Below are 19518 nucleotides of genomic sequence, written 5' to 3'. Positions count from 1 at the left end.
CCCGACATTTTCCGAGCGCTCGAAGGCCTTGGCCTCATGGCGGCGGGCGAAAATCCATTGGCGGAACCTCTTCCGGGCGGCGTCGCTTCCGACATCTGGCGGGTGGATTTGAAACGGGGGACGGTCTGCGTCAAGCGCGCGCTGGCCAAGCTCAAGGTTGCGGCCGACTGGCGCGCGCCAGTCGAACGCAACACGTTCGAGGCGGCGTGGATCGAAACCGCGAACCGGATCGCGCCCGGATCGGCGCCGAGAATCCTCGGCCACGACCGCGCTGCCGGATTGTTCGCGATGGACTATCTTTCACCCGCGACCCATCGCTTGTGGAAGGAAGAGCTGCGCCAAGGCCGCGCCGATCCGGCGTTCGCGGCCGCGGTCGGAGCGACGCTCGCCCGCATTCACGCCGGCACGGCGAACGACGCCCAGATCGCCGCCCGCTTCGCGACCGACGCCATTTTCCGCGCGATCCGGCTGGAACCCTATCTCGAGGCTGTCGCGCGCGCCCACCCCGACCGGGCGGAGCGATTGCGGGCGCTGGTCGAGCGCACGGCCGGTACCCGCGTCGCTCTCATTCACGGCGACGTCAGCCCCAAGAATATCCTGATCGGCCCCCGGGGACCGGTGTTCCTCGACGCCGAGTGCGCCTGGTACGGCGATCCGGCGTTCGATCTCGCCTTCTGCCTCAACCATTTTCTGCTTAAGTGCTTGTGGACGCCGAGCGCCTGGGGCGGGTTCCTGCAATCTTTCCGATCGATGGCCCAGGCCTACCTCGCCGGCGTGAATTGGGAGGCCTCGGCCGGGCTGGAGCGCCGCGCCGCCGAACTGCTGCCCGGCCTTTTCCTCGCCCGGGTCGACGGCAAATCCCCGGTCGAATACCTGACCGAAACCGCCGATAAGGATAAAGTGCGCCGAGTGGCGCGTGCGCTGTTGGTTGAACCGCCCGCGCGCCTCGACGAAGTCGCAAACGCCTGGAGTCGGGAGATTGCCGCGTGAAAACCGCCATCGCGTCCGTCCGTGGTCGCCGAATATGGGATTCGCGCGGGCGGCCCACGGTCGAAGCCGAGATCGAACTCGAAGGCGGCGCTCGTGGCCGGGCCATCGCACCCTCCGGCGCGTCTACGGGCAGCGCCGAAGCGCGCGACCGGCGCGACGGCGGCCAAGCCTTCGGCGGACTCGATGTGACGGGCGCGCTCGCCGCCGTGAACGGGGAAATCGCCAAGGCGCTCGTCGGATGTGACGCCGCCGATCAGGAAGGACTCGATCGTTCGCTGATCGCTCTCGACGGCACCAAGGATAAGTCGCGGCTCGGGGGCAATGCCCTGATCGCGGTTTCCATGGCGGCGGCGCACGCCGCGGCGGCGGCAGAAGGGGTGCCGCTTTGGCGTTATTTGTCGGGCAGCCGGGAATGCCGCCTACCGCTTCCGGAAATTCAGATCTTCGGTGGCGGCGCTCATGCGAGCCGTCGGGTCGACGTCCAGGATTTCATGGTGATCGCGGTCGGCGCCGACGATTACGTCCAGGCCCTCGATTGGACGGCGGAGGTTTATCGCGCGGCCGGTGCGTTAATGGCGGACGCCGGGCTTCTTCAGGGCGTCGCCGACGAAGGGGGGTTCTGGCCCGCCTTCGCGAACAACGAAGCGGCGATCGAAATGACCGTGCGCGCGATCGAGCGCGCTGGATTCACCCCCGGGCGCGATCTCGCCCTTTCCCTCGACATCGCCGCGTCGCAGTTTGGCCGCGGCGGGCGTTATCGGTTGGCGCGCGACGGGCGCGAGTTGTCGAGCAATGAACTCGCGGAAACGCTGCTTGGTTGGCTCGCGCGCTATCCGATCGTCGCGATCGAGGATCCGCTCGCCGAGGACGATCTGGATGGACTCGCGCGGTTCACCCGCAAGGCGGGCCCCCGCGTCCAGGTGGTGGGCGACGATTGCCTGGTCACGAGCGCCGAACGCATCCGCGCCGCGGCCGCCCGCGGCGCGTGCAACGCCACCCTGCTGAAACCGAACCAGGCGGGTACCCTGACCGAGGCCAAGGAAGCGCTCGCGGCCGCGCGGGCGGCGGGCTGGGGCGCGATCGTTTCCGCGCGCTCGGGCGAGACCGAGGACGCGACCATCGTCCATCTCGCGGTCGGCTGGGGCGTCGATCAGTTGAAGGTCGGTTCCTTTTCGCGCTCCGAGCGAATGGCGAAATGGAACGAAGGTCTGCGCATTGCCGATCTGTTGGGTCGCGCGGATCTGCCGCCGCGCACGTCTTTCCCGTGGAGAAAAAATTGAAGATCGTTTTTCAATACGACGCCGGAGCCGGCCTTTCCCGCAAACTCGCGGCGCTTGCCGCCGAGGACTTCGAGATCGCTTCGTGCGAGGAAACCGACCATGCGCGCTTCCTCGAATTGATGGCGGAAGCCGAGGCGCTGTGGCACGTGCTGATGCCGATCACGGGGGACGTGATCGCGGCCTCGCCCCGGCTCCGCTTCATTCAAAAAGTGGGGGTCGGACTCAACACCATCGATCTCGCGGCGGCAAAGGCGCGCGGGATCGCGGTCTGCAACATGCCCGGGACCAACAGCCGGGCGGTTGCGGAAATGACTCTTCTCTTGATGTTGGCGGCGCTGCGCCGAGTTGCCTGGTTCGACTCCCGTACCCGGGAGGGTCGCGGCTGGCCGCTGCCGACCGAGGTTCAGGATCAACTCGGCGAAATCGCCGGGCGCACCGTCGGCTTGGTCGGTTTCGGCGCGGTGCCGAGGCTAATTGCCCCGGTCCTCAAGGCGATGGGGGCGAAGGTGCTTTACACCGCGCGCGCGCCGAAAGCGGACGTGATCGCCGAATGGCGCGCGCTCGACGACCTGCTCGCCGAATCCGATGTGGTTTCGCTGCACGCGGCGCTGACCGACCAAACCCAGGGCCTGATCGGGGCACGGGCCATCCAACGGATGAAGCCGGGTGCGGTGCTCGTCAACACCGCGCGCGGGGCGTTGGTGGACGAAGCGGCGCTGGTCGAAGCCCTCAAGTCCGGCCGGCTCGGCGCCGCCGGGATCGACGTGTTCGCGGCCGAACCCGCCGGGGCCGGGCATCCCCTGTTCGCGCTGCCGAACGTGGTGGTGGCTCCCCATGTCGCGTGGTTGACGGTCGAAACCCTCGACCGCAGTCTCGCGGTCGCGGTCGAAAATTGCCGCCGGCTTAGGGCGGGAAAACCCCTGCTGCATCAAGTTGTTTAAGGGGGTGGTTTCGACTTGACGGGACCCGGATGGGGCGGCATATCGACATACCGAATTTCGAAGCAAGGGAGGCACGGACGTGGCGGCACCGCATTTTCTGGTACACGATTCCAAGGATACGGTCGGCGTGGTGGTGGTCGAGGGCGTCAAAGCCGGTCAGATGCTGACCGGCTGGGTGATGGAGACCGACGCGACCATCAAGATCAAGGCGCTGGATGCGATTCCGCTCGGCCACAAGATTGCGCTCAAAGCGATCAAGAAGGGCGACGCCATCATCAAGTACGGCCACGACATCGGCAAGGCGGTCGCCCCCATCGGCGTCGGCCGGCATGCGCACGTCCACAACGTCAAGACCAAAAGGTGGTGACATGGCCAAACGCAGCAAGGGTAACGGCAAGCCGTCCCGCGATCTCAAGAACCTGACCTTCTGGGGCTACAAGCGCGAAAACGGCCGCGTCGGCGTGCGCAACCACGTGATCATCCTACCGCTCGACGATCTTTCGAACGCCGCGTGCGAAGCAGTCGCCAACAACATCAAGGGCACGCTGGCGCTGCCGCACCCCTACGGGCGGCTCCAGTTCGGCGAGGACTTGGAGTTGCACTTCCGCACCCTGATCGGCACAGGGTCGAACCCGAACGTCGCCGCCGCCGTGGTCATCGGCATCGAGCCGGGCTGGACCAAGCGTGTGGTCGACGGCATCGCCAAAACCGGCAAACCGGTCGCGGGCTTCGCCATCGAACAGAACGGCGACATCGCCACCATCGCCGCCGCCAGTCGCAAAGCAAAGGAATACGTCCAGTGGGCGAGCGAAAAGACGCGGGTCGAATGCCGCCTTCGCGATCTCTGGGTCTCGGTCAAGTGCGGCGAATCTGACACCACTTCGGGGCTCGCGTCCAACCCGACCGTCGGCAACTTCATCGACAAGCTCGATCCGTTCGGCGTGACCACGTGTTTCGGCGAAACCTCCGAAATCACCGGCGCGGAAAAGGTCTGCGCGACCCGCGGCAAGACCCCAGAAGCGGGCAACAAGTTCCTCAAGACCTGGCAAGCCTACATGGACGAGGTGATCGAGCCCTACAAGACCTCGGACTTGTCCGAAAGCCAGCCGACCAAGGGCAACATCGAAGGCGGCCTCACCACCATCGAGGAGAAGGCCTTCGGCAATCTGGAAAAGATCGGCAAGAAGACGCGCTATGTCGACGTACTGGGTCCGGCGGAAGCGCCGCGCAAGGGGCCCGGGCTCTATTTCATGGACACATCCTCGGCGGCGGCCGAATGCGTGACCTTGCAGGCGGCGGCCGGTTTCGCCGTGCATTTGTTCCCGACCGGGCAGGGCAACGTCATCGGCAATCCGATCGAGCCGGTCATCAAGATCACAGCCAACCCGCGCACGGTCCGCACCATGAGCGAGCACATCGACGTGGACGTGTCGGGCCTGCTGCGCCGGGAAATGACGCTCGACGAAGCGGGCGACGCCCTGATCGACATGACCATCCGGGTCTGCAACGGCCGCTTGACCGCGGCCGAGGCCCTCGGCCACCGCGAGTTCGTGTTGACCAAGCTCTACCGCAGCGCCTGAGACGGCGCGGACGTCAGTAGCTACCGATCTTGCCGCGCATGGCGAAATCGACGTGGTAAGTCTTGGTCTCTTTATCGCCGGATAGCGGATAAAACGTCGATTTTTGGAACAGATACGCCATCGTCTTTCCGGTGTCCGGATCGATGGCGGCGTAGCCATCGCCCATTCCGCGCAGGAGGGACTCCAATTCACCAGGGCTCGCGATCGACCTGCGCTTGAATGAGCCGGAGCGGTCGGCAAAGCGATAAGCGCTCTTTCCTTCCAACAACAACAGGTCGTTGGATGCGGTCGCGTGGACGGTGTAATTTTGCGCTCGCGCGTCGTTGAGGGCGTTTTGCAGGCTGGCGGGCTCCATCCTCACGGTGATGTATCGTCCGCCGTCCGCGCCGGCGCAGCCCGCGAGCGCCAACGCGACCGAGATGGCTCTGGCCGCGCTTCTCAATGTATTCCGCCATTCTCGGTGTTTGTCGCCCATGGCATCAGTCCTTGCCGCCATTCGACATCCAGGACTTCGACCCCGGCAACCGATCCGGTGGAACCTCACGGCGATGTGTACGGAACTCGGTCCTACCCGAAGGCAAACAAGTCGCCTTGCGGGGACGGCCTGGGCTTTTCCTCCGCCGTCGAAATCGCGCCAGCATAAGGCGAGAGGAGTCGGGCGAGATCGTCGTTTGCACGATCGAGCCATCGCTCTTCCGATTCGGGCGGCAGGATTACCGGCATCCGGTCGTGGACATGGGCAATGGTCGCCGCCGGGGCGCAAGTAATGATGACGAAGCGGTTCGCATCGAACAGTCCCGCGAATCCGATCAATTCGTCTTCCGCCAGGGAAATACGAATGCGCCTGCGCGCTCGGCCGTCCTGGTGCCACTCGAAATAGGCTGAGGCCGGAATCAAGCAACGGTTGCCGAGCAGCGGCCGGAAGGTCGGCTTCTGGCGCAGGGTCTCGGCGCGGGCATTGATGACCGGCATTTTGTCCCAGGTCACATTCAGGCCGAAGCGCGCTGCTCGTGCGCGCCGAACACCGCCTGCGTCGCGAACGACGATCGGCGCAAGGTCGGTCGGGCGAACCTCGGGCCGCGCCAGATCGGGCGCGGTTTCGTCGAGCCGAAACCGCCGCGCGAGCGCCTCGGGGCGCGACCTGATTTCGTAGCGCGAGCACATGGAAGGTCGGCGTCTCCGGCCTAGAAAGACGGGGGTATTTATTCTAACGTCGCCGTCATGAGTGGCGAGCGCAAGACCGTGGTGGTGACCGGAGCGTCCCGGGGCATCGGCCATGCGACCGCGATCCATTTTCTTGAGCGGGGCTGGCGGGTTATCACATGCGCCCGTGCCGACGTGCCGCCCGAGTGCAAGCGCGATCCCAATTGGACGCTGCACGTGCCGACCGATCTCGCCGACGAATCGAGCCTGGCGCGATTCGTGTCCCAGGCCAATGAGGCGCTCGCGGGCGATCCGCTGCATGCGCTGGTCAACAACGCCGGGGTTTCGCCCAAAACCCCGTTTAAGGAGCGGCTCGGCTGTCTCAACGGCGATCTCGACGCCTGGCGCCAGGTGTTCGAACTGAATTTCTTCGCGCCGTTGAAGCTCGCGCGCGGATTTGCCACCGCCCTTCATCGCGGGCGCGGCGCCATCGTCAATATCACTTCCATCGCCGGGCATCGGATCCATCCGTTTGCCGGCTCGGCTTATTCCATTTCCAAGGCGGCGCTATCGGCCTTGACCCGCGAGATGGCGGGTGAATTCGCCGAACTCGGCGTGCGCGTCAACGCGGTCGCGCCGGGCGAGATCGAAACCGCCATGGTCCAGCCGGAGTATGAAGTGCTGATCCCGCGCATTCCGCTTGGCCACATGGGCTCGCCCGAGGACTGCGCGCGCGCCATCCATTATCTCTGCTCCGACGAGTCCGCTTATGTGACCGGAACCGAACTCTGGGTTACGGGCGGTCAGCACTTATATTGATGAACGCGGTTTTTCTCCATTTGCCGGTTCCGGCCGGAAACGATCGCGGCGACTGGAAGCGGCTCAAGCGGGCGATCCTCCGTCACGGCGCGGTCGAGGCGATTTACGTTCACGCCCTCGCCAAGGCCCATTACGACGCCGGGTGCGCGGAAATGGGCGAGGGGGGAAACGGACGTCGGCCGTTCCATTGGGTGCCGCCCGGCGGTCTCGGCGCCGGCGGCGTGCCCTCGACGTTGCTCGCGCCGGGAGCGCCGCTCGCGCCCTTCGCCGGACGACGTCGGGCGGGAGGGCTTGACCGTGCCTATAGCCTCGTCGGTGTGATCGAGAACCTGGGTGATCCCGAGACCCTCGACCATCTCGCTCGACTTGCCGGAGCGCCGCTTGCGCCGTGGGACGTTCTCGTTTGTCCGTCGCAGGCGATCGAGACAACCGTTCGGCGTCTCGTCGGCGATGCGGTGCCGACGCGGGTCATACCGTTCGGAATCGAATGCGACGAATACGCGGACACACCCGAGGTTCGCGCCATCCGGGGCCGCGTCCGGCGCGGGCTCGGTATCGGCGAGGACGACGTGGCGCTCTTGCTGTTCGGCCGGTTCGATTACCGCGGCGGACGCCATCCCGTCGCCGCCTATCTCGCCGCCGAGGAAGCGGCGCGGCGGGCGGAGCGCCGCTGCTTTCTGATTCACGCCGGGACGTTCGCCTCGACTGAGGTCGAGCGCCAGTACCGCGACGCGGCCCGCGCGCTCGCGCCCACTTCGCGCTGCATCTTCTTCGACGGCGAGGAACCGGCTGTGCGCGGCAACGTCTGGTTCGCCGCCGACATTTTTGTCGCGCTCGACGACGGAGGGCACGACGCGGCGGGGGAACCGGTACTCGCCGCGATGGCTTCGGGTCTGCCAGTGGTGGCGTCCAACTGGGGTGGCTTGCGCGAGGCGGTGCGGGACGGTGTCGAAGGCTTTCTGGCTCCAACATGGTTGCCCGAACCGGGGCAGGGGACCGATTTGGCGCTGGCGCCGGAACTCGATTTGCTGTCCGAGGCGCGCGCGGCTGCGTTTGCCCGTCAGGCGGGCATTGTCGCCCAGGTCACGGCGGTGGACGTACGCGCGGCGGCCGATGCGCTCGCGGCGCTGGCCTCCGACGCGGACTGGCGTCGGACGATGGGCGCATCGGCGCGCGCCCACGCACGCGCGGCGTTCGATTGGCGGGCGATCGTCGCCCGGCATCAGACGCTGTGGCATGAACTGGCCGATCTGCGCGCGGCGCCGGAAAGGCCCGGGGAGTCGTGTCGGCCGTTCGTGCGGCCGGAAACTCTCGGCGATCCTTTCGTGCGCCTCGCGGACCATCCATCGCACCGCATCGGCGCAGCGACCCGCGTCGCGCTCGCGCCCGGCGCGGGCTCGGCCAAGCTCGAAACCCTCGCGCGGCTCCCCATGAACGGCTATGCCACCGATATTCTGCCCGCCGCCGAGGATATGGCGGCGATGCTGATCTCCCTCGACCGCTCCGGGGAAGCGACGGCGGCGGAACTCGTGCTGCGCCTGCCGCCGGACCGGCAGGGACTTGCCTCGCGCGGGATCGCTTGGCTCGCCAAGATGGGCCTCGTCGTGCTCGCACAACCGCCCACGGACGCCGAGCGGTTACCGACTTCGGAACCGGTTTCCGCCGCCGAAATTGCCGAGGCGGCGTCGGCGCCGTGTCTCTTGAGCGAAACCGGCGGGCTGGTCGCGGACGCGCACGCCGCCGAAGGTCGGGGCGATCTCAACGCGGCGGCGGCATCGTGGCGCGAAACCCTCGCGCTCGATCCGGGTCACGTCGAGGCTCTTCTCCGGCTGGGCGAGATTCTCGCCGGCGCGGGCGAAGGGAACGAGGCGCTCGAGCATTTCCGGCGCGCGGTCGCCGTCGATCCGGGTTCGGCGCCCGCGCACTGTGCCCTCGGGCGCGCGCTGGCGCTTGCCGGCGATACCACGGGCGCGATCGACTCCTTCCGGCAGGCGGCGGCGGCGGAGCCGGAATCGTTCGAGCCGGCGTACTATCTTGCCGCCGCGTTGCGCCGCTCGGGCGCGACGTTCGAGGCGGTCCAGGCGTTGCGGGCGCTGGTCGAACGTTTCCCCGACCGGCCCGATGGCCGCTACCAGCTCGGACTTGCCCTCAAGGCCCAAGGACGGCGCGCGGAGGCGATGGACGCGCTGCGCAAGGGCCTCGCGCTCGCGCCGGACGACGCGTTCCTGCGCGCGGCGCAAGCGACCCTCAAGTTCGACTTGACGGGAGAAGGGCGGTTTGGCCGTTCCCGCCGGAGCGGCCGCGCGGCGCTGTTTTTCTCCCGGCCGGAGCATTATCCGGTTCTCAAGCCGCTATTCGAACGTCTGGCCGAAAAGCGGTGGCCGTTGATCGGCGGCGACTGGCGCGAGATCGCCGATTTCGCGCCTGACCTGATCGTCGCTTGCGAGCCGTTCCCGCGCGACATCCGTAGGCTCGTTCCCGGTGCGGCGACGCTCTATCTGCAGGCTGGGGTCGGCGACGAGGCCTTGTCGGGCGCCTTTGCGCCGCTCGCCGATATCGCCGCCGCCATCGGGCCCGATGATCGGGACCGTTTCGCCCGCGCCGGCATTCCCGACGACCGGATCTGGACCGTCGGGCCGATCGCGCTCGACCCGCTTCGTCAGGGCGCAACCCCGTCGCCGGATTTCCTGCCGGCGCGGGGCGGGGAATCCGGTCGCAGCAGGATCATTCTGTTCGCACCGACCTATCAGCCCGCCCTTTCGGCCGCGGCCATGCTGGGCGAACACCCGATCGAATCCCTGCGCGGGGACCGTCACGACATCGCCGTGATCGTCAAACCGCACCCGGTTACCTGCGCGCACCAGCCGCAATGGCTCACCTGGTGGCGGAACGTGGCGCGCGACTTCCCCAACGTTCATCTGGTCGACTCGGCCGCCGCCGATCCCGCGCCGCTGCTTGCCGCCGCCGACGTGCTGGTGACGGATTGCGCGGACCTGATGTTCTCGTTCCTGGTCGTGGATCGGCCGATTGTGCTGGTCGATAACCCGAACCGCTTGGCGACGGGCAGTGGATACGATCCGAAGGCGCTCGCCTGGACGTGTCGGGATATCGGTGAGCGGATCGAGGATTCCACCCAGATTGCGGCCGCCGTCGCCCGCGCCCTCGCCGGCGAAGACCGTGGGCGCGAGGCCCGCGCACGATGGCGGCAACGGCTGTACGGGGGGCTCGACGACGGACACGCCCTTGATCGCCTCGCGGCGCGAATCGAATCGGTCATGGAATCCTGAAAAACCTCGCGAATCATCAAGTTCTTGTGGGCGTATAGTCTTTCCGGCCCACATTTGGTCGTGTATCATCGCGGGCGAATCGGCCCCCGGCGCGCCTAACGATGTGACGGAGGAGTTAGGCCATGACCACGGCGAATCTGCGGGACACCCCCGCCGACCAGGCCCCCGAGTCGCGACCGACGGAAACGACCGTCGCGTCGGCGAACGAGCCGTTGACGCCGTCGCGTCCGCTCGAACCGCAAGCCTGGATCGTACCGGCGTACCATCGCTACCGGCTGCCGCTTGTCGCCGGCGGTGTCTTGACGCTCGCGTGGCTCTACTTCGGTGTGTCGTTCATCGGCGGCTCTGTCGGCTGGGCCGAGCTCGGCCAGTTGCTGCCGCACGAGATCGGCGGGTTGTTCGCCGGGATCGCGACCCCCATCGCGCTGATCTGGATGACGGTCGCGTTCTTCGAGCGCGGGCGCGAGTTGCGGCGCGAGACCGAGGCGTTGCGTTGGCAATTGAACCAGCTCGCCTACCCTTCCGAGCGCGCGGAATCGCGCTTGAGGGAGATCACCGACAGCCTGCGCCGCCAAGCGCGCGAGTTGACCCAGGCGACGGAGGAAGCGGCGGCGCGTGCCGAGGCGGTCGGCGCGCTGGTCAAGCGCCGCGCCCTCGAACTGTCGCGGGCGTCCGAGGACGCGGACCTGCGCGCGCAAGCCGTGGCCGAGGCGCTACGCCGCCAGGTCGAGGATTTGCAGGCCGCCTCGGAGCGCGCCGCCAACCGCGCGCGCCAAGTCGGCGACGTTCTCCACCAGAACGCGCAGGAACTGACCGTCGCCGCCGATCGCGCCAACGCGCGCGTCGACGATCTGGCCGAAATCCTGCGTCGACGCGGCGAGGAATTGTCGGCGGTCGCCAACGAGGCCTCGACCCGTGCGCGCGAAGCGACCGAAACATTCGCCGAACGGGGCCGTCAGTTCGCGGCCGTGTCGGAAGAGGCGACCGGGCGCGCCCAGGACGCGGGCGAACGCCTGTTCGAGAAGGCGCAGATCCTGCTCCAGTCGTCGGCGGATATCAGCGACAAGGTCAAACTCAGCGCCGATCTGTTGCACAATCACGCCCAGGAAATGAGCCAGCGTCTCGATCGCGCGGCTGGCCAAACCGAGTTGATGGGCGACGGCCTCAAGCGCCAGGTCGAGGAACTCAACGCCGTCGGTTCCGTCGTCGCCATGCGCGCGGCCGAGATCGAAGGCAGCCTGGAGCGTCAGGCGCGCGCGCTCGACAGCACCTCGGACACGGCAAGCGAGAAAGTCAAGCTCGTGAGCGAAACCATGCGCGAGCAATCGCGCGCAATCGAGATGACCGCGGACCGCGTCGCGGAGCGCATCAAGGGCGCCGGCGAGGCCATGCAGATGCAGGCTCGGACCATGTCCGAGTCGGCGGACCAGACCGCCGCGCGCGCCGCCGGCGTCGGTGAATCGCTCCGCCGAATCATCCAGGACTTGGGACTCGCTTCCGATAAAGTTCTGGTGGAAACCGTTCGAGCCGGCGAGGCTCTCGACGGACGGGCCGCGAATCTCGCCCGCGCGGCCGACGAATTGGTGGCGCGGTTGGATGGCGCCGGCGAAGCGGTCGGCCAGCAGGCCGATTCCCTCAATCAGTTGTCGTCGCAGAGCATCCAACGCCTCGGCGCGGTCGGGGAAACGCTGCGCCAACGCGCCGACGACCTTTCGGGCCTGTCGGACCGGACCGGCGGGCGGCTTGCAGCGTTGGTGGTCGGTCTTCAGAAAACCGGCGCCGAGGTGGCCAAGGCGTCCGAGCAGGGCGCGGCGGCGATCACCACGGCGACGCGGGCGCTTAATCAGGGCGTGGCGGAGCTTGACGGATCGGTCGGCCAGGCTTCCGCCCATGCCGATGAATTCCGGCGCCAACTCGCCGATTTGGCGCAGACCGCGACCGCCGCCACCGCGCGCATCGACGATTCGGCCGAGACCCTGCGGCGGCGGGCGGACGACACGGCGCTGGTCGCCGGCCGTGCGACCGAGGACATCGCCGTCGCGACGCGCGGCTTGATCGAGCACGCGGACAAACTGGCCGATACCGGCGCGCGGGTCGCGAAGTCGATTGAGGAAGGCGCCGGGCTCATCCAGCGACGCACCGGCGACGTTCAATCCTCCGGCGACCTCGCCGAGGCGCGGCTGCAAGGCGTGATCGAGGAAATGCGTCGCAGCCTGAAGGAAATGTCCGACGCGGCCGACTCGGCCCAAACCCAGTTGCGCGCCATGAACGAAACCGTCGCCGGGAGCGGCGCCGATCTGGGCGTGACCAGCGAGCGCGCGGTCAGCGCGCTGGCCGGCGTATCCGAAGCGCTGCACGCGCGCGCGCGCGACGCGGCGGGCGCGGTCGAACGCGCGACCGATATGCTCGAGTTGATGGCGTCGGCCATGCGCCGTCAGGCCGACGATCTCATGGACGTTTCCGACAAGACGGCGACCAAGATATCGACCCTCGGCGACGCGTATCACAGCCAATCGCATCGACTCGTCGTCGCCTCGGAAGAAGCGGTCCGCAATCTCGGGCTGGCGAGCGAAACGCTGGTCGCACGGCAGGGCGATCTGGCCGGATCCGCCGACCAGGCGATCGGCCGGTTGCGCGAGGCAACGGCCGAAATGAAAGCCGGTGCCGGGGAACTCTCGGGAACCTCCGAACTTGCCGAAGGCCGGGTCCGCAACGTCATTGCCGCCATCAAGGACGGCGTCGAGGGCGTCAACGAGGCCGGCGCCGACGCCGGGCGCCGCCTCGACGTCCTGGCCGCGGGGTTGCGCCAAAATCGCGACGAAATCTCCGCCGCGACCGAGCAAACGGAAACGAGGCTGGAACGCATCGCCGAAATTTTGCGCCAACGATCGCAGGATTTGTCGGCCGTGCATGCCTCGGCCATGTCGCACGTGCGTTCGTTCTCCGAGGTTTTGCACGGGCACGCGACGGCGGTGGCGGCGGCCTCGGATGAGGCCGCCACGCGGCTCGGCAAGGCGGGCGAAGCGCTGCAACAGAGCACGGCCGCACTGGCGGATACCTCCGACCGCGGCGTCAAGGCGCTTCAGATATCGACCGCGGCGTTCCAGCAGAACGCGGAATCTCTCGGGTTGGTCGCGCAAAAGGCGGCTGCCGACGTGGACCAGGCCACGGCGCAACTCAAGAGCGGCACCGGCCATCTCGCGGAATTGAGCCGCCAGATATACGGCGAATTGAGGGAGGAGGGCCAATCGCTGTTCCAGCGGACCGAGGACATCGGAGCGGTGGCGCGGCGCGCGGCGGGCGATGCGACCGACGCCGCCCGGCTGGTCGCGGAACGAATTCAGGAACTGGATGCGCGAGGCAAGACCGCGGCGCTCGATCTCGATCGGGGCAGCGAAACGCTGCTGCGGCGCGGTCAGGACCTGACGGCGAACGCCGAACAGGGCGCAACCCGGCTTTCGCGCCTGAGCGAACTGTTCCGCCAGCGCGCCCACGAAATTGCCGGCAAGGCGGACGATATCGTCGCCCGCATCGGCGCCAGTACAGGCGCGCTGCGCGGCCAACTGCACGAACTCGCGACCCAGTATACGTCGACCGAACGCTCGGTCGCCAACCTGGGCGAAACATTGGTCCATCGCGCCGAGGAAATCGGCGGCATGTCGCGCCAGGCGCTCGACCAGGTTTCCGCCTGGACCCAGGTTGCGCGCAATGCCGAATCCACCGCCGCCAACGCCGAACGCGTTTCCGATCAGGCCCGCCAGATCGGCGAAGGCCTGCAGCGCCAGATCGCCGACATGCGCGAGGCGACGCGGGAAGCACAGGATGTGCTCCGCATCCTCAACGAGCGTCGCCGCCAAGCCGGCACCCAGGAATTCCTGCGCGACGCGACGTTCGTGATGGAGCGACTGCAATCGCTCGCGATCGACATGAATCGGATCCTGGAAACGGAGCTTTCCGAGGACGACTGGCAACGCTACAGCAAGGGCGAAAAGGGCCTGTTCGTGCGCAAGATGCTGGGCCTGCGCGAGCGTTCGCGGCTGGCCACCATCGCGAGCCGCTACCGCGAGGACGCCGAATTTCGGGAATACGTCAACCGCTACATCGCGCAGTTCGAGGGCGCGCTCGGCGAAGCGAAAAAACGCGACATCGACGGCGTGCTCGCCACCACTTTCCTGACCGCGGACGTGGGCAAGGTCTATATGTTGCTGCTGCGCGCGATCGGTCGCGAGAACTGAGATCCGACGCGTGCCGGCCACTCGTTCGACGACGGACGCGGATTTCGACCGCCGGCATGCGGCGATCGCGCGCTGGTTGTTGATCGTGTGCGTGTTTATTTTTCTGATGGTGGTCATCGGCGGCCTGACTCGTCTGACCGAATCCGGGCTTTCGATCGTCGAATGGAAGCCCTTGACCGGATGGATGCCGCCGGTCGGCGACACGGCATGGCAAGAGCTGTTTCAGAAGTACCAAACGTCGCCCGAGTACCAGAAAATCAACCGCGGCATGAGCCTCGACCAGTTCAAGGGAATTTTCTGGCTCGAGTTCATCCACCGGCTCTGGGGCCGCCTGATCGGCTTGGCCTTCGCCGTGCCGTTGGCGATCTTCTGGTGGCGGGGCTGGCTTGATCGCCGGCTCAAGGGTCACATGGTGGCCGCATTGCTGCTGGGAGGGGCGCAAGGGGTGCTCGGCTGGTGGATGGTGGCAAGCGGCCTGATCGACGATCCCCGTGTCAGTCCCTATCGGCTGGCGGCCCATTTCGGGCTCGCCGTGGCCATCTATGGCTATCTGTTCTGGATCGCGACCGGACTGATCGGCTTATCCGGCGAGGTCGGCGTAAACGCGGCGTCGGGGCGCATGCGTCGGTTGGCCGTCCTGCTCCTCGGCTTGGTTGTCGTCACGATGTTGTCTGGCGCGCTGGTCGCGGGGTTGGACGCCGGCCTTGCCTACAACACGTTCCCGCTCATGGCCGGCCGGGTGGTTCCGGACGGCTACTTCGCGCTCGGCGTCACGTTCGCCAACATGTTCGAGAACATCGCCGCGGTGCAATTCAACCACCGCCTGTTGGCGACGTTGACGGTGCTGTCGGCGCTGGGGTTCGGATTTCTCGCGCCCCGGGGGTCGGGCGACTTCCGGTTGCGGCGGGCGATCCTGCTCGTTCCGGTGGCGGCGGCTATCCAATACGGGCTCGGCGTCTTGACGCTTTTGCTCCACGTTCCGATCGCTTTGGGCGTCGCGCATCAAGGGACGGCGGTCATCTTGTTTACGGCCGTGCTGTGGGCCATCCGGATCGCCGGTTATGCGTCCGCCAAGCCCTTGCAAACCGCGGCAATTCGGGCAAACTAAACGGCTCTTTCCCTAATCGGTCGAGGCTTGAGATGAGCGAACAAAAATACCGCTTGGTGACCCGGAGCGACTTTGACGGGCTGGTTTGCGCGGTGCTGCTGCGCGAGCTCGGGCTCATCGAGGATATCAAGTTCGTCCATCCCAAGGACATGCAGGACGGTACCATTCTGATTTCCGATTCGGACATCACCACCAATCTTCCCTACGTCAAGGGCGTCCATTTGGCCTTCGATCATCACTTGTCCGAAACGATCCGGATGAAGGACAAGCCGAAAAATCACATCATCGATCCCAAGGCGCCCTCGGCCGCGCGCGTCGTGTTCAACCATTACGGCGGCAAGAAGAAATTTCCCCACATTTCCGCCGCCATGATGGACGCGGTGGATAAAAGCGACTCGGCGCAATTCAGCAAGGACGAAATCCTGAATCCCAAGGATTGGGTGCTTCTCAATTTCATCATGGATTCGCGCACCGGGCTCGGCCGCTTCAAGGACTTCCACGTTTCCAACTACCAGTTGATGATGCAGTTGATCGATTACTGCCGGGACCACGACATCGACAAGATACTGGCGTTGCCCGACGTCAAGGAGCGGGTCGACCTGTACTTCGCGCACCAGGATAAATTCAAGGACCAGCTCAAGCGCTGCGCGCAAATTTACAAAAATCTCGTCGTCCTCGACCTGCGTAAGGAAGAGACCATTTACGCGGGCAACCGGTTCATGGTCTATGCGCTCTATCCCGACTGTAATATCTCGATTCACGTGATGTGGGGATTGAATCAGTTGAACACGGTTTTTGCGGTCGGCAAGTCGATCATGAACCGCACCTCCAAGACGAACGTCGGCGAACTGATGCTCAAGCACGGCGGCGGCGGACACGAGAACGCGGGCACCTGCCAGATTGAAAACGATATCGCCGACGAAGTGCTCAAGGGCTTGATCGCCAAGATCAACGCCGACGGCTGAGGCGCCGTAGCCGATGGCGTCGCTCCGGTGCGGTCGATGAAATCGATGACGAACCACTTTCCCCGAACGCGCGGATTGCGGACGACGATCGTTGTCGCGGGTGCGGTTGCCGCGGGCGTCGCGCTTGGCGCGCTCGGCGGTTGCTCCGTCGGCGACGGGGTTCTCGGGCGCGCGATCGGGTGGAGCGACTTGGCGGGACTGCCCGCCGACAGCAGCCGCGAGGTGGAGCGGTTCAACGTCGCGTTGCGGCGCGAATCCGATAAAGACGGCGTGGAGCGGGCGACGGCCCATTTCACCGACGTCTTCAAGCGGGTGCGGGTCGGATACGTCCGGGAGGTCGGCGATGCCGAGCTGGTGAACGCCGCGTTGCGCGGGCTCGACGAGGAGAAAGGGTCGTCGCTCAGGCGGGACCCGGGAAAATTGGTCGAAGCGGCGCTGCGCGCGATGCTGTCGAGCTTGGATCCGCATTCGGCCTACCTCAACGCCGACGAGTATCGCGACAGCTTCGTCAGCACGCGAAGCGAGTTCGGCGGCATCGGAATCGAAGTCAGCGCCGAAGACGGCCTGGTCAAGATCATCGCGCCGATCGAGGATACGCCGGCCTATCGCGCCGGCCTGAAGTCCGGCGACCTGATCACTCACGTCGATGGCGAGCCGGTCAAGGGCAAGGGCCTGATGTACGCGGTCAACAAGATGCGCGGCGCGGCGGGCTCCGAAATTCGTCTGACACTGATCCGCGGCGGCGCGCCGTTCGAGGCGCGCTTGACGCGGGCGGTGATCAAGGTTCGTTCGGTTCGCTGGGAAATCGTCGACGACGTCGGTTATATCCGGGTCGTTCGCTTCATCGAGAAGGTGGACGACAACCTCGATCAAGCGGTGGCCGAGATCCGCGAGCGGTTGGGCGGCAAGCCGCGCGGGATCGTGCTCGACCTTCGCAACAATCCGGGCGGGTTGCTCGAGCAGTCGGTGACGATGGCGGATTCGTTTCTCGATTCCGGAAAAATCGTGACGGTCAAGGGGCGCCGTGGCGCCGGCCGCGTCTACGAGGCGGTATCGGGCGATATCGCGCGGGGCATTCCGATGGTCGTGCTGGTCAACGGCGGCTCGGCTTCGGCAGCCGAGATCGTCGCCGCCGCCCTTCAGCAAAACGGCCGCGCGACGGTGATGGGCACGCTGACCTTCGGCAAGGGATCGGTGCAGACGGTCGTACCGTTGCCGCAGGAAGGGGCGATCCGGTTGACGACATCGCTTTATTACGCGCCGTCGGGCGAGGCGATCCAGTCGCGCGGGGTCGAGCCCGACGTCGAGGTGATCGACACCGCCGCCGAAGCGGAAAAGGACAAAAACAAGTCGGCGGACAGCGCGGCCGACAAGCGCCGCCGCGAGGCCGACCTTCCCGGCGCGCTGCCGGCGGTCGGGTCGGTCTTGCCCCGCCGGCACGGCAGCGTACCCGATTCCCGCTGCCGGCCCGTCGGTGAAAAGCAGGATCGCCAACTCGGTTGCGCGGTCGAACTTTTGCAGGCGGGCTCGGCCCACAAGTTCCTGGCGGCAGCTGGCGCGCGCCCGGCCATGTGACGCCCCCGCCCGATCGGCCGGAGCGTGATCGGATGGCTCGCTCGGCGGGCAGAGCCCTTTCCACCAAGATCAAGCGGCTAACCTTGTTCGCGGTCCCGTGGCAGGTGGCGCGGACTATTATAATAGTATTTAATTTCAAGTAGTTATCTGGCGACCAAGGGGTCTTGGGGCCGCCATCAGACGGGTGTCAGGCCGTCTCGGATCATGTTTTTGGGGCGGTTTACACGGCCTCGGCCTATCTTGCTTTCGGTTCCCGGAGGGGCGGAGTCCGTCTTGCCGGGGAAAGGCCAATGCACCCGGCGCGCTGTTCGCGCCGGCATGGAGAAATCGAGGAACGCGTCATGATGGACGGAGCCGGTAGCGACAGCATCATCACCCTGCAAGCGGGCAACAGCGGCGAAATCGTCCTGCCCGAAGGCGTATCTCTGACCAACGCCGAATTTTCCCAGGACGGCTCCGATCTCGTGCTCACCATGCCCGACGGCAGTCAGGTGAAGATCGAAGGCTACTTCGACCAACCGAATCCCCCGCAACTCGCTTCCGCCGACGGCGCCCAGGTTCCGGGCAACGTGGTGGCGCAGCTGACGGGCGGCCCCGGCGAACAGGTGGCGGATGCCGGCGGCAGCGACGCGCTGACCGGCGGCGCCGACGGTGTGCTCTCGCTTGGCGGCTCGGAAGGCCAAATCATCGTCGGTTCCGACGGCGCGCCCATCGGCCAGGTCCAGAATCTGTCCGGCACCGTCTTCGCGATCCGTCCCGACGGCACGCGCGTCCAGTTGGAGGTCGGCTCCCAGGTGTTCCAGGGCGACGTGCTCGAATCCGGCGCCGACGGCGCCATCGGCGTGATGCTCGCCGACCAGACCACGTTCTCCATGGGCGAGAACGGCAAGATGGTGCTGGATGAAATGATTTACGACCCGGCGGCGCAGAAGGGCTCCGTCTCCATGTCGGTGGTGCAGGGCGTGTTCACCTTCGTCAGCGGCCAGGTCGCCAAGACCGACCCCGACGCCATGAGCCTGAAGACCCCGGTCGCCACCATCGGCATTCGCGGCACCCAGGTGGGTATCGAGATCGGCGAAGGCAAGCCGATGAGCGTGGTGCTGATGGAGGAAAAGGACGGCTTCGTCGGCGAAGTGGTGATCGCCAACGCCGGCGGCGTGCGCGTCATGAACAACGCCAGCGATTTTACCACGGTTTCGAGTTTCAACCTGGTCGCCGCGCCGGTGGTCAAGATGGAGACGAGCCAGCTCGTCAACACTTTCGCCACGACGTTGAAGACGATTCCGATGACCAGCGCGAGCCAGAACGACTTCGGACTGCAGGGGCACACCAAACAGGGCGATGGTCTAGCCCCCAAGACCGACCTTGAAAGAATTGCCGCCGAAAAGGCCGCCGCCGAAGCCGCCGCCAAGTTCGAAACCGCCGCCGGTCAAAAGACCGCCGACGCCGCCGAGAAGACCGCCACCCACATCGCGGCCGAAGCCGCGCGTCAGGCGGCCGAAAGGGCCGCCGCCGAGCAAGCGGCCGCCGCCGAAAAAGCCGCCGCCGAGGCCGCCGCCGCCGCCGCCAAGGCCGCCGCCGAGGCCGCCGCCGCA

14 protein-coding genes are annotated in these 19518 nt (G+C 66.5%); 12 read left to right on the top strand and 2 right to left on the bottom strand.

All coding sequences use genetic code 11. The features are described from left to right. The first annotated feature begins 36 nt into the window (after positions 1-36). From FJ311_09570 to FJ311_09550, 5 genes are all read left to right on the top strand, one after another. Positions 37-990 carry an aminoglycoside phosphotransferase family protein gene (locus tag FJ311_09570; GenBank protein ID MBM3951689.1) on the top strand — a complete coding sequence of 318 codons (954 nt, stop codon included), beginning with the start codon at positions 37-39 and terminating at the stop codon, positions 988-990. Beyond that, positions 987-2270: a phosphopyruvate hydratase gene (locus FJ311_09565; GenBank protein MBM3951688.1), complete on the top strand. Its 1284-nt coding sequence runs from the start codon at positions 987-989 to the stop codon at positions 2268-2270. Before FJ311_09570 ends, FJ311_09565 begins: the two co-directional genes overlap by 4 nt. Continuing rightward, positions 2186-3211, top strand: coding sequence for a hydroxyacid dehydrogenase (locus FJ311_09560; GenBank protein ID MBM3951687.1), 1026 nt, complete (start codon positions 2186-2188; stop codon positions 3209-3211). Before FJ311_09565 ends, FJ311_09560 begins: the two co-directional genes overlap by 85 nt. A gap of 79 nt (positions 3212-3290) precedes the next feature. After that, on the top strand, positions 3291-3578 hold the full coding sequence (locus FJ311_09555) for a flagellar biosynthesis protein FlgA (protein MBM3951686.1): 288 nt from the start codon (positions 3291-3293) through the stop codon (positions 3576-3578). A 1-nt stretch (position 3579) separates the two neighbouring features. Next, a complete protein-coding gene (locus tag FJ311_09550) occupies positions 3580-4791 on the top strand; it encodes a D-galactarate dehydratase (protein ID MBM3951685.1) in 1212 nt (403 codons plus the stop codon). Between the two features lie 13 nt (positions 4792-4804). Here FJ311_09550 and FJ311_09545 read toward each other — a convergent pair whose 3' ends face one another. Then, the gene (locus tag FJ311_09545; GenBank protein ID MBM3951684.1) at positions 4805-5266 is read right to left on the bottom strand and encodes a hypothetical protein; all 462 of its coding nucleotides are present in this window, start codon (positions 5264-5266) and stop codon (positions 4805-4807) included. A 92-nt stretch (positions 5267-5358) separates the two neighbouring features. Then, the gene (locus tag FJ311_09540) at positions 5359-5955 is read right to left on the bottom strand and encodes an SOS response-associated peptidase (GenBank protein ID MBM3951683.1); all 597 of its coding nucleotides are present in this window, start codon (positions 5953-5955) and stop codon (positions 5359-5361) included. Between the two features lie 57 nt (positions 5956-6012). Between FJ311_09540 and FJ311_09535 the strand changes: the two genes are divergently transcribed. The 7 genes from FJ311_09535 to FJ311_09505 form a co-directional block, all read left to right on the top strand. Next, positions 6013-6753 (top strand): SDR family oxidoreductase, encoded by a 741-nt coding sequence (locus tag FJ311_09535; GenBank protein ID MBM3951682.1) that lies wholly within the window; start codon positions 6013-6015, stop codon positions 6751-6753. Beyond that, positions 6753-10040, top strand: coding sequence for a tetratricopeptide repeat protein (locus FJ311_09530; GenBank protein MBM3951681.1), 3288 nt, complete (start codon positions 6753-6755; stop codon positions 10038-10040). Before FJ311_09535 ends, FJ311_09530 begins: the two co-directional genes overlap by 1 nt. A 122-nt stretch (positions 10041-10162) precedes the next feature. After that, positions 10163-14275: a hypothetical protein gene (locus tag FJ311_09525; GenBank protein MBM3951680.1), complete on the top strand. Its 4113-nt coding sequence runs from the start codon at positions 10163-10165 to the stop codon at positions 14273-14275. A 106-nt stretch (positions 14276-14381) separates the two neighbouring features. Continuing rightward, a complete protein-coding gene (locus FJ311_09520) occupies positions 14382-15383 on the top strand; it encodes a heme A synthase (GenBank protein ID MBM3951679.1) in 1002 nt (333 codons plus the stop codon). A gap of 32 nt (positions 15384-15415) precedes the next feature. Further along, positions 15416-16348: an exopolyphosphatase gene (locus tag FJ311_09515; protein ID MBM3951678.1), complete on the top strand. Its 933-nt coding sequence runs from the start codon at positions 15416-15418 to the stop codon at positions 16346-16348. Positions 16349-16384: 36 nt separating this feature from the next. Then, positions 16385-17923 carry a S41 family peptidase gene (locus FJ311_09510; protein ID MBM3951677.1) on the top strand — a complete coding sequence of 513 codons (1539 nt, stop codon included), beginning with the start codon at positions 16385-16387 and terminating at the stop codon, positions 17921-17923. A 290-nt stretch (positions 17924-18213) separates the two neighbouring features. Next, positions 18214-19518 (top strand): FecR domain-containing protein (locus FJ311_09505; GenBank protein MBM3951676.1); only part of this gene is annotated, 1305 nt, incomplete at its 3' end.

It is taken from the genome of Rhodospirillales bacterium (assembly GCA_016872535.1).
Taxonomy (GTDB): Bacteria; Pseudomonadota; Alphaproteobacteria; order Rhodospirillales; family 2-12-FULL-67-15; genus 2-12-FULL-67-15.
This window is presented reverse-complemented; position numbering and strand designations above follow the sequence as displayed.